This window comes from Proteus sp. ZN5, from assembly GCF_011046025.1.
GTDB lineage: Bacteria > Pseudomonadota > Gammaproteobacteria > Enterobacterales > Enterobacteriaceae > Proteus.
In genome coordinates, this window is sequence record NZ_CP047639.1 from 3,934,644 (window position 1) to 3,950,293 (window position 15,650).

General features: G+C 38.4%; 17 protein-coding genes. 15 read left to right on the top strand and 2 right to left on the bottom strand.

The window, feature by feature from the left end:
- Positions 1 to 66: 66 nt before the first annotated feature.
- A complete protein-coding gene (locus GTK47_RS18155; RefSeq protein ID WP_072063676.1) occupies positions 67 to 558 on the bottom strand; it encodes a YajQ family cyclic di-GMP-binding protein in 492 nt (163 codons plus the stop codon).
- A gap of 214 nt (positions 559 to 772) precedes the next feature.
- Here GTK47_RS18155 and panE point away from each other — a divergent pair, with 214 nt between their 5' ends.
- The 4 genes from panE (at position 773) to GTK47_RS18175 (ending at position 3,453) form a co-directional block, all read left to right on the top strand.
- Entirely contained in the window at positions 773 to 1,693 is a 921-nt protein-coding gene (panE, locus tag GTK47_RS18160) for a 2-dehydropantoate 2-reductase (protein WP_165125816.1), read from the top strand.
- On the top strand, positions 1,662 to 2,279 hold the full coding sequence (yajL, locus tag GTK47_RS18165; RefSeq protein ID WP_165125819.1) for a protein deglycase YajL: 618 nt from the start codon (positions 1,662 to 1,664) through the stop codon (positions 2,277 to 2,279). The genes panE and yajL overlap by 32 nt, the downstream gene beginning before the upstream one ends.
- A 181-nt stretch (positions 2,280 to 2,460) precedes the next feature.
- Positions 2,461 to 3,042, top strand: a complete 582-nt coding sequence (locus GTK47_RS18170) for a hypothetical protein (protein ID WP_165125822.1) — start codon at positions 2,461 to 2,463, stop codon at positions 3,040 to 3,042.
- Positions 3,043 to 3,048: 6 nt separating this feature from the next.
- Entirely contained in the window at positions 3,049 to 3,453 is a 405-nt protein-coding gene (locus tag GTK47_RS18175) for a type II toxin-antitoxin system YafO family toxin (protein ID WP_165125825.1), read from the top strand.
- A gap of 55 nt (positions 3,454 to 3,508) precedes the next feature.
- On the opposite strand, the gene thiI is transcribed toward GTK47_RS18175, so the two are convergent.
- Positions 3,509 to 4,960, bottom strand: a complete 1,452-nt coding sequence (gene thiI / locus GTK47_RS18180) for a tRNA uracil 4-sulfurtransferase ThiI (RefSeq protein ID WP_165125827.1) — start codon at positions 4,958 to 4,960, stop codon at positions 3,509 to 3,511.
- Between the two features lie 201 nt (positions 4,961 to 5,161).
- Between thiI and xseB the strand changes: the two genes are divergently transcribed.
- The 11 genes from xseB (at position 5,162) to GTK47_RS18235 (ending at position 15,242) form a co-directional block, all read left to right on the top strand.
- Entirely contained in the window at positions 5,162 to 5,425 is a 264-nt protein-coding gene (xseB, locus tag GTK47_RS18185; protein WP_023580876.1) for an exodeoxyribonuclease VII small subunit, read from the top strand.
- Positions 5,426 to 6,349, top strand: coding sequence for a (2E,6E)-farnesyl diphosphate synthase (ispA, locus tag GTK47_RS18190; RefSeq protein WP_165125829.1), 924 nt, complete (start codon positions 5,426 to 5,428; stop codon positions 6,347 to 6,349). It abuts the gene before it with no gap.
- Positions 6,350 to 6,415: 66 nt separating this feature from the next.
- Complete coding sequence (dxs, locus tag GTK47_RS18195; protein ID WP_165125831.1) at positions 6,416 to 8,281, top strand: 1-deoxy-D-xylulose-5-phosphate synthase; 1,866 nt, start codon at positions 6,416 to 6,418, stop codon at positions 8,279 to 8,281.
- A 350-nt stretch (positions 8,282 to 8,631) separates the two neighbouring features.
- The gene (rbsD, locus tag GTK47_RS18200) at positions 8,632 to 9,051 is read left to right on the top strand and encodes a D-ribose pyranase (protein ID WP_165125833.1); all 420 of its coding nucleotides are present in this window, start codon (positions 8,632 to 8,634) and stop codon (positions 9,049 to 9,051) included.
- Between the two features lie 7 nt (positions 9,052 to 9,058).
- Entirely contained in the window at positions 9,059 to 10,567 is a 1,509-nt protein-coding gene (rbsA, locus tag GTK47_RS18205) for a ribose ABC transporter ATP-binding protein RbsA (protein WP_165125835.1), read from the top strand.
- Between the two features lies 1 nt (position 10,568).
- Positions 10,569 to 11,534: a ribose ABC transporter permease gene (gene rbsC, locus GTK47_RS18210; RefSeq protein WP_075672017.1), complete on the top strand. Its 966-nt coding sequence runs from the start codon at positions 10,569 to 10,571 to the stop codon at positions 11,532 to 11,534.
- 42 nt (positions 11,535 to 11,576) lie between these two features.
- Positions 11,577 to 12,467 (top strand): ribose ABC transporter substrate-binding protein RbsB, encoded by an 891-nt coding sequence (gene rbsB, locus GTK47_RS18215; RefSeq protein ID WP_165125837.1) that lies wholly within the window; start codon positions 11,577 to 11,579, stop codon positions 12,465 to 12,467.
- A 78-nt stretch (positions 12,468 to 12,545) separates the two neighbouring features.
- The gene (gene rbsK / locus GTK47_RS18220; RefSeq protein ID WP_109401312.1) at positions 12,546 to 13,472 is read left to right on the top strand and encodes a ribokinase; all 927 of its coding nucleotides are present in this window, start codon (positions 12,546 to 12,548) and stop codon (positions 13,470 to 13,472) included.
- Positions 13,473 to 13,485: 13 nt separating this feature from the next.
- The gene (gene rbsR / locus GTK47_RS18225) at positions 13,486 to 14,484 is read left to right on the top strand and encodes a ribose operon transcriptional repressor RbsR (protein ID WP_165126746.1); all 999 of its coding nucleotides are present in this window, start codon (positions 13,486 to 13,488) and stop codon (positions 14,482 to 14,484) included.
- A gap of 118 nt (positions 14,485 to 14,602) precedes the next feature.
- On the top strand, positions 14,603 to 14,845 hold the full coding sequence (gene vapB, locus GTK47_RS18230; RefSeq protein ID WP_088493701.1) for a type II toxin-antitoxin system VapB family antitoxin: 243 nt from the start codon (positions 14,603 to 14,605) through the stop codon (positions 14,843 to 14,845).
- Positions 14,838 to 15,242: a type II toxin-antitoxin system VapC family toxin gene (locus GTK47_RS18235; protein WP_165125839.1), complete on the top strand. Its 405-nt coding sequence runs from the start codon at positions 14,838 to 14,840 to the stop codon at positions 15,240 to 15,242. Before vapB ends, GTK47_RS18235 begins: the two co-directional genes overlap by 8 nt.
- Positions 15,243 to 15,650: the final 408 nt, after the last annotated feature.

The window sequence follows — 15,650 nt, forward strand, 5'->3', positions numbered from 1 at the left end:
TTACTAGATGAAATAAAAATGCGCTGGTTCAACAGCGCATTTTTGTATGACTAAAGGGGTAAACAATTAGTCACGGAAATTGTTAAATTGGAATGGCTGCCCTAGCTCGCCTTCTCTTACTAATTTCATCACAGCTTGTAAGTCATCACGCGATTTACCTGTAACACGAACTTGCTCGCCTTGAATTTGGGCCTGAACTTTCAATTTACTGTCTTTGATCAGCTTAACAATTTTTTTCGCTAAGGCTGTATCAATACCTTGCTTTAAGGTAGCTTCTACGCTGTACATTTTTCCGCTGTGAGTCATCTCTTCAGGGATATTTAATACCGCACCATCAATCCCTCTTTTTGCCATTTTCTCACGCAGAATATCTAATAATTGTTGAACCTGAAATTCAGATACACTAGTCGTTTTCACTGACTCTGCTTTTTCGTTTAATTCAAAGCTTGCTTCAACGTTACGAAAATCCCAGCGAGTAGTCAGTTCACGTTGTGCGTTTTCTACCGCGTTACGCACTTCATGTAAGTCAACTTCAGATACGATATCAAAAGATGGCATTCTTTCTTCCTCAATAAATAAATACAACCCGAATAATAGCTTCTTTTAGGGTTGCAAAAAAGCATTGCACATTCAATAACAAATTTATCCCTTTACAGTAAAGCGCAAACATACTTTAAACAGAGAAGTGTAATCAATGTTATAATTTTAGCTAAATAGTCTAATGACCGTCAGTAGCCCCCTTACGCTATTACGATTTGTAAAAAGAGGCACAATGAAAATTACCGTTTTAGGGTGTGGTTCGATTGGTAAACTTTGGGTTGCCGCTTTAACACTTCAATCTCATGAAGTACAAGGTTGGCTAAGAGTGCCTCAGCCTTTTTTAGACGTGAATGTTGATAACATTAATGGCGAGCCTTTTTATCAACGTATTACCGCAAATCAACTTGAATGGTTAAAACAAAGCGAATTATTAATTGTCTGCTTAAAATCTTGGCAAGTATCAGATGCGGTTAATGCGCTACTACCTTATCTTTCTGCACAGTGCCCTATTTTACTAATTCATAATGGTATGGGTACTGCTGATGAATTAACCGCAACCAAACACCCTGTTATCAGACCTATTTTACAAGGCATTATTACTCATGGTGCTTACCAACAAGGCCAAGATGTTATTCATACAGCAACTGGAATAACACATATAGGTCCATTAAATCATGCAGCCCAACAATACAGTTATTTAGCAGAAATCTTGCATCATGCCTTACCTGACGTCGCTTGGCATAATGATATCCATACGATTAGTTGGTTAAAACTTGCAGTTAATTGCGTTATTAACCCTCTTACCGTTTACTATCAATGCCGTAATGGGGATTTATTGCGTTATCCTGAACATATTCAAAAAATATGCGATGAAGTTTATTTAGTAATGGAGCGTGAAGGAGTTGTACCAACGTCTCAAGCCCATCTTCATGGCTATATTATTGATACGATAGAACAAACAGCAAATAATTATTCGTCTATGTATCAAGATGTGAGATATCAACGCCATACAGAGATTGACTATATTACTGGTTATTTATTACGTCGAGCTTCAGAGCAAGGGCTTGTATTACCCGAAAATAACCGCCTTTTTCAATTTATTAAACAACAGGAAGGCAATTATGACCATATCAGCGCTCATCTGCCTAGCTAATGGAAGTGAAGAAACCGAAGTCGTTACCACCGCAGATTTGCTGGTAAGAGCCGGTATTAATGTTGTGCTTGCAAGTGCAGAAGATGATGTTGATGATCTTGTTATCACTTGTTCTCGTGGTATTAAAATTGTAGCTGATGCACCTTTAGTTCGTGTCGTTGATCATCACTACGACGTTATTATTCTACCGGGTGGTTTACAAGGTACTGAAACCTTAAGAGACAGCCCTTTAGTGGTTGAGAAAGTGCGCCGTATGCACAGTGAGAATAAACTTGTCGCAGCCATCTGTGCAGCACCAGCCATTATTCTTGAGTCTCACAATATTTTCCCCATTGGCAATATGACGGGTTTTCCTGCATTAAAAGATAAAATATCACCGAAAAAATGGGTTGATTATCGAGTCTATTTTGATGAAAGAGTTAACTTAATTACTAGCCAAGCGCCTGCAACATCTATTGATTTTGCACTAAAAATTATCGAACGTTTAAAAGGTAAAGAAGCTGCCGCAGATGTTGCTAAACAACTTGTATTGCCACCCGGTATTTATAATTACCAAGATGAATTTACAGGGTTTGGGGATAGGTAATTAAGTTACACATATACTAAAAAACATCCCCACTAAATAAAATCACATTATTAATTAATATATTATTTATTAGTTGGGGATTAATTTTTAAGACTTATTTCGGTTGTTATTTCTGCTTATCAGATTTAAAAATAATTCTTAAGAGGCTAAGATAGAGCCAATTTCTAAAGGAAGTGGCAAAATGAAAACTCTGCAATCTCATAAAAAATTACCTAGACTTGTTACTTTAATTTCTATGGGATTAGCCACTGTCCCAGCGGAAAGTTTTAGACATAAACAATCATTGTTCCCCCCTAATGTTCAATACTCTTTTGCATCCCCTAAATCTAATCAAATTATTGCTATTCCGATTAATGATGCTACTGAAAAAATGAACAATTTAGCTGAATTACTCAATAGTGATTTAAACAGATTAAGAGAAGAGTGGGAAAATCATGAAAGTTTATTTATTAGCCAACACATCTATGAACAAATAAATAAAAATATAAAAGATATAGATACCTCTTTAGGTGATATAAAAAATGTCCTTATCTCATTTTCAAATAATGATATCTCAAAAAAACAGAGTATTCTTTTATTTGGCCACTCATTAGCAATATATAGAAGTGCATTAGCTGAGATTGTTTCATTTATAGAACAAACTCATCAGCCATTAAAAACAACGAATAAAAAACCCAATATAACAGATGCTGAGATGAGAAAATTAATACAATCTGAGCATACTAAATTAGGGCTTGATACACCTAAATTTGATAGCAATTAATATTTTATGATTCAAATATCAATACATCCTGATATTGAATATAAAGCTATCGCTAATGAGTATGCTCTCTTATTAAAGCTCTGGAAAAAAGAGAAAATATTATCTAATTATTTAGGTGCTGATGGTCGATGGGAAAGTAATGCTAAATTATGTCAATCTCTCATTTCTAAAATACATATTAGAATGCCAATTGAGCCTGAATGTAATAAAAGAACACCACAAATACAAAGAAAATCTAATCATTACTTAGTTTACTGCCAGCATTGGCTCAACCCTGACAGATATCAAATTATTGCTATTATGTCACCGAATGCCCATGAAATAGCAAAAACATCATTTTTAGCTGTGCTAGAAAAAGAGCTGAAGAATTTCAAAGTCTCTTTTAATAAATCATTATCAACAACCAATTAAAAAGCCACTTATACTTATATAGTGGCTTTTTTATCAACAATATAAATGTTATATATTATTTTTTACGATAGACTTTAACGTTCTCAAAACCTTGTTCGCGTAAATAAAGCGCCTGTAAACGGCTCATCATTCCACGATCACAATAGAGTAAATAGGTTTTTGCTTTATCTAAATCACCAAACTGAGTGCTTAGTTTATAGAAAGGTAGTTCTTTAACATCGATACCTTCTATCTTTAATGGTGAATTCTCTTGCTCTTCTGGTGAGCGAATATCCAGAATAACGTCGTTAGCACCAAACTCAGAGACCATCTCAACTTCAGTAACTTGCTGTACGGTTTCTTCGGCAATACGACGAATATCCATATTCTTAGCATTTTCAACAACGCTATCAAGAATAGAAAAATCAAACTTCTCTTCTTCTGCTTCGATCTTCGCTTTTACCGCTTTCACTGTTGGGCTTTTTGAAATCACACCACAGAATTCAGGCATTGTGCGAGCGAAATCTTCTGTACCAATTTGACGTGCGATATTGATAATGTTTTCTTTATCATGAGTGATAAGAGGGCGTAAAATTAGCGTGTCTGTCGCATTATCAATTAAACGTAAGTTAGTTAAGGTTTGGCTAGAAACCTGCCCTAATGCTTCGCCTGTAACAATTGCTTGAACACCATAACGCTCTGCCACTCTTGATGCTGCACGTACCATCATACGTTTTAATACAACACCCATTTGACCATCATCGACTTTTTCTAAGATTTCTGCGACAACAGGCTCAAAATCAACAGCAACGAAATGCACTTTATGTGAACGACCAAAACGGTTCCATAAATAATGCGCAACTTGTTTAACACCAATTTCGTGAGCAGAACCGCCTAAGTTAAAGAAACAATAGTGAACTCGGCTACCACGACGCATTAACATATAGCTCGATACACCTGAATCATAACCACCAGAGATCAGTGATAAAACATCCTCTTGTGTACCAATTGGGAAACCGCCAATACCTTCATAACGCGCATTTACCAGAATAAGTTTGTCATCTTCAATTTCCAAATTAATGGTGACATCTGGACGGGTTAATTTCACTTTTGCGCTTTCAATGTGTTGGTTAAAACCACCACCAACATAGCGCTCGACTTCATTTGAAGTAAAACTGTGTTTACCACGACGTTTGGCACGAACACAAAATGTTTTGTTTTCAACTAAATGCTTAAATGCTGCAAAAGTTTGCTCAAAAATATTGTGTAGATCAGTATACGGATGCTCTTCTACTTGTAGAAAGTGGTGAATACCAGGAATACGTGTTAATGCATCACATACTGCTTCACTTTTGCTTTCATCCTTGCTGACAACAACAATGTTATCCCAATTACGGACAACAGTGATTTCATCACCTAATGTATTAAGTACATTACGAATATTGCTAGTGAGGATCTTGATAAAACGTATACGAACTGATTGGCTTTTGATCGTAATTTCGGGGAATAATTTAATAATAAACTTCATAGTCAATGGTCATAGGTTATTAAGTAGAAACATAAACTACAGTGATGTAAATTGACTGGAGTTTATAAAAGTCACAAAGTATATCACCAATATTTAGGGCTCACCCGCAAAAATCATCGACTGAATAAGAAATTTTCTTCTTAATTGTAGTAAGATGATCGCTATTATTCAGTGCTAACATGCTTTATTATCAAAAATATTATGGCTAAGAAAACGACACCAATTAACGAAGACATCGCACAAGCACCAAGTTTCGAAGCGTCTATGCAAGAACTTGAGCAAATCGTAAACCGTTTAGAATCCGGTGAACTCCCTTTAGAAGAAGCGCTTAATGAGTTTGAACATGGCGTTCGTCTAGCCCGTGTTGGACAAAAAACATTACAAGACGCTGAACAGCGTGTTCGTATTCTTCTTAAAGAAGATGATAACGCAACTCCTGATGATTTTATCCAAGAGGCAGAATAATTGAGTAACGCAACTTCAAGTACGGATGCGTTCCGTCATAAATTAGATTCCGCCCACCAGCGAGTTGATGATGCATTAAACCAAGCGCTATCCGCTTTGCCTTTTACCGACATGCCTCTGGCTAAAGCCATGCATTATGGTGCTCTTTTAGGTGGAAAGCGCTTACGTCCTTTCCTTGTTTATGCTGTGGGGGAAATGTTTAAAGTCCCTACACTTAACCTTGATGCACCTGCCGCCGCAGTAGAATGTATCCACGCCTATTCTCTTATTCATGATGATCTGCCTGCGATGGATAATGATGATTTACGTCGTGGTAAACCTACATGCCATATTGAGTTTGGTGAAGCCAACGCAATTTTAGCAGGCGATGCATTACAAACACTCGCCTTTGAGATCTTAGCAAAAAATCCAATGCCTGATGTTGCAATGGCCGATCGTGTTGCAATGATTGCTGAATTAGCAACAGCCAGCGGACTTGCTGGTATGTGCGGAGGTCAAGCACTTGATCTTGAAGCCGAAGATAAATCGATAGATCTCGCATCTCTTGAAAAAATCCATTTACACAAGACAGGTGCATTAATTCGTGCAGCTGTTCGCTTAGGCGCATTTAGTGCTGGCTCAAAAGGCCATGATGTATTACCCGCACTAGATAAATATGCCCACTCTATTGGCCTTGCATTTCAGGTACAAGATGACATTTTAGATGTCATTGGCAGTACTGAAGAAACTGGAAAACGTCAAGGTAGTGACCAAGAATCAGGAAAAAGTACATATCCTGCACTTCTTGGGTTAGAACAAGCTCAAAAGAAAGCACAGGAATTGTATAACGAAGCACTGGATGCCTTAGCGTTTCTTGAGCAATACGAGTACGATACGACCACGCTTAAACAATTAGCGAGTTTTATCGTCGAACGGAAAAACTAATAAAAAATAAAGAGAGCAGCTTACCTGTTCTTTCCCTATTACAAGTGATTAATTAATAGGCATCACATGAGCATTGATATCGAAAAATATCCCACATTGGCGTTGGTTGAAACACCAGAAGATTTGCGCCTATTACCAAAAGAGAGTTTACCTAAACTCTGTGATGAGCTAAGGCTATTTCTTCTTAACAGTGTCAGCCGCTCAAGTGGTCACTTCGCCTCAGGTTTAGGTGCTATTGAGTTAACGGTTGCTCTTCATTACGTCTATAAAACCCCTTTTGATAACCTTATTTGGGATGTTGGTCATCAAGCCTATCCCCATAAGATCTTAACAGGTCGCCGTGACCGCATTGATACTATCCGTCAAAAAAATGGGTTGCATCCCTTCCCTTGGCGAGAAGAGAGTGAATACGACAAACTTTGTGTTGGTCACTCTTCAACCTCTATCAGTGCAGGTTTAGGTATGGCTGTTGCAGCTGAACAAGAAAAGCTGAACAGAAAAACAGTTTGTGTGATTGGTGATGGTGCAATTACTGCGGGTATGGCTTTTGAAGCAATGAACCACGCAGGTGACATTGAGCCAGATATGCTCGTTGTACTTAATGACAACGAGATGTCAATCTCCGAAAACGTTGGTGCATTGAATAATCATCTTGCTCAGTTGCTATCAGGCAAACTGTATACCACCTTACGTGAAGGTGGAAAAAAGGTCTTTTCTGGTATTCCACCAATTAAAGAATTACTGAAAAAGACAGAAGAACATATTAAAGGCATGGTTGTTCCCGGCACCATGTTTGAAGAGTTAGGCTTTAATTATATCGGCCCAGTTGATGGTCATGATGTTATTGCTTTAGTGCAAACACTCGCCAATATGCGTGATCTAAAAGGTCCTCAACTTCTGCATATTATGACTAAGAAAGGTCGTGGATATGCACCTGCTGAACGTGATCCTATTAGCTGGCACGCTGTACCTAAGTTTGATCCACAAGCAGGTACATTACCTAAAAGCCCTAATGCACGACCTACATTTTCTAAAATTTTTGGTGACTGGTTATGTGAAGAAGCCTCAACCGATCCAAAACTCATGGCAATTACCCCTGCTATGCGTGAAGGCTCTGGTATGGTGCGTTTTTCAAAAGAATACCCATCACAATACTTTGATGTTGCGATCGCAGAACAACACGCTGTTACCTTTGCTGCGGGTTTAGCAATTGGTGGTTATAAGCCTATCGTTGCTATCTACTCAACATTCTTACAACGCGCTTACGATCAAGTGATCCACGATATTGCCATTCAAAAACTGCCTGTTTTATTTGCTATTGATCGTGGTGGTATTGTGGGAGCTGATGGTCAAACTCACCAAGGTGCTTTCGATCTCTCATTCTTACGCTGTATTCCTAATATGGTTATTATGGCACCAAGTGATGAAAACGAGTGTCGCCAAATGCTTCACACTGGTTATCACTATCAAGATGGCCCTGTTGCAGTGCGTTACCCAAGAGGCTCTAGTGTTGGTGCGCAATTACAACCACTCAGTCCGCTGCCTATGGGTAAAGGTATTATTCGCCGCCAAGGTAAAGGGATTGCTATTCTAAACTTTGGTACATTACTACCCGAAGCGTTAGAAGTAGCTGAAAAACTTGATGCAACTGTGGCTGATATGCGTTTTATCAAACCTCTTGATAAATCCCTTATCCTTTCTCTGGCAGAACAACATGATATGTTGGTAACACTAGAAGAGAATGCCATTATGGGTGGCGCTGGCAGTGGTGTTAATGAGTTATTGATGCAAGAACGTTGCTTAGTACCTGTCTTAAACTTAGGTATACCTGATCTATTTGTACCACAAGGTGGACAAGAAGAAATCAGAACTGACTTAGGATTAGATGCTGAAGGTATTGAAAAGTCGATTAAAGCTTATCAATCTAACTAATTGAATTTAAATGATTAAAAAACCTCTCCTAATTAACTATAGGAGAGGTTAATGTATTTTCTAGGCTGAATTTTATCTACTTTTATATACAGGTTTACACTTTCACGCCTCATATTTTCCCCTTCATTATAATCTTGTCCATCATCACATTTTTATGAAACTCACTGAAAACAACTGCTTTTCTCATTGAATCCATTCAGCTTTAATTTATTCAATCAGTTATATTTTTCTTTCTTTTTGTTTGCCAACGAAACGTTTCGATCATGCTCACAATATGAATAAATCAAACTTGTTTTCACGCCTTTCTTTTCTACTATGTAGACAGCGAAACGTTTCGCTGAGGAGAAAACATGAAAAAAGGTGTATTACTTAATAGTCCTATTTCGAGTGTAATTTCACGTTTAGGACACACTGACAAAATCACTATTGCAGATGCCGGATTACCTATTCCCTCCTCTGTTGAACGTATTGATCTTGCTCTCACTCAGGGTATTCCGGGCTTTATGTCCGTGTTACAAACAATCACTCATGAGATGCAAGTTGAAGCCGTGATGCTGGCAGAAGAAATTAAAACCATCAATCCCTCTCTTTTTAATGAAATCCTCTCTTATCTCTATTTATTAGAGCAAGAGCAGAAAAAGTCTATTCAAATAATGTATGTTTCACATGAAGCATTCAAAAAGCAACTTACTGAAAATAAAGCTGTTATTAGAACCGGTGAATGTACGCCTTATGCCAATATTGTGTTGTTTTCTGGTGTGACTTTTTGAGGACAATATGAAACCTTTACTTGAACTTAAAGATATTGATAAGTCATTCCCCGGTGTAAAAGCACTATCAGGTGCAACGTTACGAATTTATTCTGGTCGAGTGATGGCTTTAGTCGGTGAAAATGGCGCAGGAAAATCAACACTGATGAAAGTACTCACTGGGATCTATAAAAAAGATGCTGGCGAAGTGATTTATCAAGGTGAAAGTTGTGCTTTTAATGGTCCCAAATCGTCTCAAGAAGCAGGGATAGGTATTATTCACCAAGAGCTTAACCTTATTCCTGAATTAACCATCGCAGAAAATATCTTCCTAGGTCGTGAGTTTACCCATACTTTTGGCGCCATTGACTGGAAGAAAATGTATGCAGAAGCCGATAAGTTATTAGCTCGATTAAACCTTGCTTACAGTAGTCACCGTTTAGTGTCTGAATTATCGATTGGTGATCAACAAATGGTAGAAATTGCCAAGGTGCTTAGTTTTGGTTCCAAAGTCATTATTATGGATGAACCAACAGACGCATTAACTGACACTGAAACTGAATCGCTATTTAGTGTTATTCGTGAACTAAGAGATCAAGGTTGCGGCATTGTTTATATCTCTCATCGTTTAAAAGAGATCTTTGAGATTTGTGATGACGTGACTGTACTGCGAGACGGTCAGTTTATTGGTGAAAAACCTGTTGCCTCATTAAAAGAAGACACTCTGATTGAAATGATGGTTGGTCGTAAGTTAGAAGACCAATACCCTCGTATTAATATCCCTCAAGGTAAAACCAAACTCAACGTCATTAACCTCAGTGGCGAAGATGTTCATGATGTCAGCTTCTCATTACATGAAAGCGAAATTCTTGGTATTTCAGGCTTAATGGGGGCTGGTCGTACTGAATTAATGAAAATTATCTACGGCGCATTACCCAAAACCAATGGCACCGTTGAGTTAGATGGTAAACCCTGCCAAATCAAAAAGCCGGCTGAAGGTTTAGAACAAGGCATTGTTTACATCTCTGAAGATAGAAAGCGTGATGGTTTAGTGCTTGGCATGTCAGTGAAAGAAAATATGTCTCTGACTGCACTACGCTATTTTAGTCGCGGCATGGGTGTGCTTAATCATAAAGAAGAACAGCTCACTGTTGGCGATTTTATTAAGTTATTCAATATAAAAACCCCTTCAATGGATCAAACCATTGGTTTCTTATCAGGGGGAAATCAACAAAAAGTAGCTATCGCAAGAGGCCTAATGACTCGCCCTAAAGTACTTATTCTTGATGAACCCACTCGTGGCGTTGATGTGGGCGCTAAAAAAGAAATTTATCAGCTAATTAATAAATTTAAACAAGAAGGATTAAGCATCATCTTAATTTCTTCTGAAATGCCTGAGGTAATGGGAATGAGTGACCGTATTTTGGTTATGCATGAAGGTCGTATTAGTGGTGAGTTTTCCGCTCACAATGTCACACAAGAAATGCTAATGGCTGCGGCTGTTGGTAAACAATATGACGCTAAAGTAGGAGTTTGATATGAGCACAAATTCAATTCCAGCGTCAAAACGTTGGTTCTCAAAAGCTTGGCTATTAGAGCAAAAATCACTGATTGCTCTGCTTATTCTGATTGTCGTCGTTTCCACACTCAGCCCTAATTTTTTTACCTTAAATAATATTTTCAACATTCTCCAACAAACATCGGTTAACGCCATTATGGCCGTTGGGATGACTCTGGTTATTTTGACATCCGGTATCGACTTATCTGTTGGTTCATTGCTTGCATTAACAGGTGCTGTTGCTGCTTCTATGGTAGGTGCTGATGTTAATGCACTTGTTGCTGTTGTTGGAGCATTGGCGTTAGGTGCGGCTATTGGTGGTGTGACAGGAATTATCGTCGCTAAAGGTAAAGTTCAAGCCTTTATTGCTACGCTAGTCATGATGTTATTACTGCGTGGCGTTACTCGCGTCTATACCGACGGTAGTCCAATTAATACCGGCTTTAGTGATAATGCTGATCTGTTTAGCTGGTTTGGTATTGGCCGCCCATTTGGTATTCCAACCCCTATCTGGCTGATGATGATTGTCTTTTTAAGCGCATGGTATTTATTACATCATACCCGTTTAGGCCGTTATATTTATGCACTTGGGGGTAATGAATCAGCAACACGTTTATCTGGTATTAGTGTCGATAAAATCAAAATTATTGTTTATGCACTGTGTGGTTTATTAGCTGCCCTTGCCAGTATTATTGAAGTTGCTCGCCTTTCATCAGCACAACCAATGGCAGGTAATGGTTATGAGCTAGATGCTATTGCCGCAGTTGTTCTAGGTGGTACCAGTCTTGCTGGTGGTAAAGGTCGTATTATCGGTACATTAATTGGTGCGCTTATTCTAGGTTTCTTAAATAATGCACTGAATTTATTAGGAATATCATCAAACTATCAAATGATCGTAAAAGCGGTGGTCATCTTACTTGCTGTTTTAGTAGATAACAAAAAATAACTCTCTATTCTCTTAATCCGAACCCCGACAGGAACTTATATTATGAAACTCAAAAAAATGGCGACACTCCTTTCTGTTGTTGCATTAAGCGCCACAATCAGCACCAATGCATTTGCAAAAGAGTCGATCGCACTTGTTATCTCAACACTTAACAATCCTTTCTTTGTCACCATGAAAGACAGTGCGCAGAAAGAAGCTAATCGATTAGGCTACGATCTTGTTGTTCTAGATTCTATGGACAACCCAGCTAAAGAGCTTGCTAACGTGCAAGATCTGACAGTAAAAGGCACACGTTTAATGCTTATTAACCCGACAGACTCTGATGCTGTGGGTAACTCCGTTATTTTAGCCAATAAAGCCAAAATCCCTGTTATCACCTTAGACCGTGTTGCAAACAAAGGTGAAGTCGTCAGCCACGTCGCTTCAGATAACCGCCTTGGCGGTAAAATGGCGGGTGATTATATTGCAGAGAAAGTGGCTAGTGATGCCAAAGTTATCCAACTCGAAGGGATCACCGGAACATCCGCATCTCGTGAACGTGGAGAAGGCTTTAAACAAGCAGTTGATGCCCATAAACTGAATGTACTTGCTAGCCAACCCGCTGATTTTGACCGTACAAAAGGTCTTAACGTGATGCAAAATCTATTAACTGCTTATCCTGCGGTTCAAGCTGTTTTTGCACAAAATGATGAAATGGCATTAGGTGCATTACGTGCATTGCAAACTGCCGGTCGTACCGATGTATTAGTGATTGGTTTCGATGGCACAGATGATGGAATCAAAGCGGTAAACCGTGGCATGTTAGGCGCAACCATTGCTCAACGTCCAGACCAAATTGGTATTATCGGCATTCAAACCGCAGATAAAATTCTCAAAGGCGAAAAAGTGGATGCAACAATCCCTGTCGAACTTGAGTTAGTTATTAAAAAATAACAACAATAAATACCACGGGGTAATATTGCTCCGTGGTAGCTTTAATCATTAAAACACGTCTTCACAAGGATAAAGGCTATGACAACACCTCGCCTTGCTGTTCTAGGTAGCATTAACGTTGACCACATTATGAATATTTCACAATTTCCAAAACCCGGTGAAACCATTATTGGTCATCAATACAAAATAGCCTTTGGTGGTAAAGGTGCAAATCAGGCCGTTGCTTGTGGTCGCAGTGGCGCCGATATTACCTTTATTGCTTGTGTCGGTGATGATGCGATTGGTAGTGAGATAATTTCACAGCTTAAAACAGACAATATTCATATCGATGCTATTAGTATTATTCCGCAAACACCAACAGGTGTGGCGATGATCCTTGTTAATGAACAAGGTGAAAACGTAATTAGTATTGTTGCAGGTGCGAATGGCGCACTAACACCTACACATTTTCAGCAATATCATCATGTTGTTGAGCATGCTGATGCCTTGCTGATGCAATTAGAATCACCATTAGAGACTGTTTTTGAAGCCGCAAAACTGGCAAAATCACACCAAACGAAAGTCATTTTAAACCCAGCACCAGCACAACCTTTATCTGATGAATTTCTGAGTTTTATTGATGTTATCACTCCAAATGAGACGGAAGCCGAAATATTAACAGGCGTTTCTGTGCATGATGAAGCGGGTGCGGCAAAAGCTGCCGAAATTTTACATCAAAAAGGTATCAAACAAGTGCTTATCACTTTGGGTAGCCGTGGTGTATGGTTTAGTGAACAAGGAAAAGGCATGATAATTCCTGGATTTCGTGTCGATGCTGTTGATACCATTGCCGCAGGTGATACATTTAACGGTGCATTTGTCACTGCAATATTAGAAGGGAAACCTTCCGTTGAGGCTATCCGTTTTGCTCACGCAGCAGCTGCCATTGCAGTTACACGTCATGGTGCGCAATCATCTGTTCCTTGGCGTCATGAAATCGAATCATTTTTAGCAGAGCGAGCATAGTACTTTGGCAACAATGAAAGATGTCGCCCGTTTGGCGGGCGTTTCAACATCAACTGTTTCTCACGTTATCAATAACAATCGCTATGTTAGCGAAGGTATTCGTAAAAAGGTTAACGATGCTATCGAAACCTTAAATTACGCACCTTCAGCTTTAGCGCGCAGTTTAAAAATGAACTGTACTCACACTATTGGTATGTTAGTAACAGCCAGTAGCAACCCTTTCTATGCAGAAGTTGTGCGTGGTGTTGAACGCAGTTGCTACGAAAAAGGCTATAGCCTAATTTTATGTAATACCGAAGGGGATTACGAGCGTATGGATAGTAGCCTTGAAACGTTGCTACAAAAACGTGTTGATGGCTTATTATTGATGTCAACAGAAGCTAGAGCGCCCTCTCATGAAGTGCTAAATCGTTATCCTCGTTTACCTATGGTCATGATGGATTGGTCTCCGTTTGAATACGGCGGAGATATTATTCAAGATAACTCCCTACTTGGGGGAGAAATCGCCACCAATTATCTGATTGAAAAAGGCTTTACTGAAATTGCCTGTATTGCCGGTCCACAAGATAAACTCCCAGCAAAACATCGTTTGCAAGGCTATTACAATGCGATGCAAAAAGCAGGGCTCACTATTCGAGAAGAGTTTGTGTTAACTAGTGATTTTGAATTTGCAGGTGGGTTTAGTGCAATGCAAAAATTACTCTCACATTCTGTCTTACCACAAGCGGTTTTCACCTGTAATGACGCAATGGCTGTTGGTGCTTATCAAGCTATTTATCAAAAAGGCTTGCGTGTACCTGATGATATTTCAGTCATGGGCTATGACGATATCGATCTAGCCTCTTATATGATCCCTCCTCTTTCTACCATTCACCAACCTAAAGATGAGTTGGGTAAACTTGCTGTCAGCCAATTATTACATCGTATGGAAAATATCGACGCTGATGACAATGTTTTGGTTCTTACCCCCAAACTCATAGAGCGTGGTTCGGTGATAGAAAATAAAAAATAATCTATTAACATTAAAGTGTTAAAACTTTTAGTATAGATTTCATACAACTCATTTGGTATCCTTTCTAAACTGCTATATACTTATGCCATATAGCAGTTATTGAGAGGAGGCTATCATTATGATCCAGCATGGCAAAGTATTTATGAGCAATAGAACACAAAATGTTCGTTTACCTGCTGATACTCGTTTTCCTGATGATGTAAAAGACGTTGTGGTTCGTGTAAAAGGAAAAGAGAGAATTATCACACCGATACAGAATGCATGGGATAGCTTTTTCTTATCTGAAAAGTCTGTAACAGATGATTTTTTATCTGAAAGACCAGATCAAGTCACAAGCGAAAGAGAATCCTTTGATGATTAAATATCTGCTAGATACGAATATTGTTATATTTACAATTAAACGTAGACCTGAGTTTCTGTTACCAAAATTTAATCAGTATGTTGAACAGCTAGCTATTTCAACGATAACACTTGCTGAACTACTATATGGTGCTGAAAAAAGCTCAAATTCAGCAAAAAACTTAGCTACCGTTAATGATTTCGTTTCTAGACTAAGTGTTTTGCCTTATGACGAGCTTGCTGCCTTTCACTATGGTGATATAAGAGCAACACTGGAAAAGCAAGGTAAACGTATCGGTGATAATGAATTACATATAGCAGCACATGCTAGAAGCAAAGGATTAATCGTCGTTACAAATAATACCAGAGAGTTTGAGAGAGTTGATGGTTTAAGAATTGAAGATTGGACTCATCATTAACTCAAATACAAAACTGATAGAGCGTGGATCTGTGAGTAATTTTGTAAAATCATGATAAGAAGATTAACACTATTATTGATGATGCTCTCTTTTAAGATGAGGGCATTTATTTTTAGTTATATTTATTAAATTATTACTTTAATATCATGAGATTAGGAAATATTTAAAACTACTTTTATTTATCTTTATTTTCCATTTAACTCTCTATATTTAGCCTACTTTTCCTCACTCTTTACGTCATAACCTGTGAAAGATGCAAATTTCCATCAAATCCATTATACTATTGCCCTTTCGCATTATCAGAGGCAGTACCATTTAGGGGATTGCTTAGAACTTTCACTCTTAAATGATAATGTGTCCTTTAATTTATGGGGCAAGTGTTATCCTCATTGTGACGATTAATCACTT